Below are 993 nucleotides of genomic sequence, written 5' to 3' on the forward strand. Positions count from 1 at the left end.
TGCTTAAGGGCTAATCCCCGTTCGCTCGCCGCTACTGAGGGAATCTCGGTTGATTTCTTTTCCTCGGGGTACTTAGATGTTTCAGTTCTCCCGGTTCGCCTCGCTACGCTATGTATTCACGCAGCGATACCTAGCTTATGCTAAGTGGGTTTCCCCATTCGGAAATCCGTGAGTCGTAATGTCTCTTACCGACTGCTCACGGCTTATCGCAGGTTAGTACGTCCTTCATCGCCTCTGACTGCCAAGGCATCCACCATGTACGCTTAGTCACTTAACCATACAACCCCAAGAAGTGTCGGTGAACGACCCAGCTTGTTGCTGCACAACTTTCTTCCCGAAGGAAGGTGACCAAATAAAATTTGGTTTTCGCCAAGAAGTTTCCAAAGCACTTGTAACAAATGTTTGAGAACTACTTTTTAAATCAGCTTTCCAGATTGTTAAAGAGCATGTTTGCAACAGCACAAGGCTGAAGAAAACAGAGTTAAGAATCAGTTCTTAACTCTGCATTCTTGTTAGCAAGAAGAGAAGTGGCGTCCCCTAGGGGATTCGAACCCCTGTTACCGCCGTGAAAGGGCGGTGTCCTAGGCCTCTAGACGAAGGGGACGAAAATCATGCTTTGCGAAGGTCACTTCGCAATGATTTTCGTAAAGGCGACGCCGAGCCTGCGAGGCTAGCGGCCTTTAGCGCTGTTCGTTGTTATCGCTAACTCTGGCTTGGGTAGCCGCTTGCGCCGCTATTCACATCCCAACCCAACGAACGGGCTTCTCTCATTCAACCCAAGTTGAATAAGCACTGATGCTTTCGCACCAGGTCTTTGCTCTAACTACTTTGAATCAAGGCAATCTGTGTGAACACTCAACAACTTCGTCATCTTAAGGTAAGGAGGTGATCCAACCCCAGGTTCCCCTAGGGTTACCTTGTTACGACTTCACCCCAGTCATGAATCACACCGTGGTAAACGCCCTCCCGAAGGTTAAGCTATCTACTTCTGGT

1 tRNA gene and 2 rRNA genes are annotated in these 993 nt (G+C 48.6%); all 3 read right to left on the reverse strand.

The annotated features are described in order from the left end of the window. A 23S ribosomal RNA gene (locus ACNPAA_RS20915) occupies window positions 1-277 on the reverse strand; the annotation flags it as partial. A 251-nt stretch (window positions 278-528) separates the two neighbouring features. Further along, window positions 529-604, reverse strand: a tRNA-Glu gene (locus tag ACNPAA_RS20920). 274 nt (window positions 605-878) lie between these two features. Continuing rightward, window positions 879-993, reverse strand: a 16S ribosomal RNA gene (locus tag ACNPAA_RS20925); the annotation flags it as partial.

Source organism: Aeromonas sp. PS2Canimalfood6 (genome assembly GCF_048276795.1).
GTDB lineage: Bacteria > Pseudomonadota > Gammaproteobacteria > Enterobacterales > Aeromonadaceae > Aeromonas > Aeromonas caviae.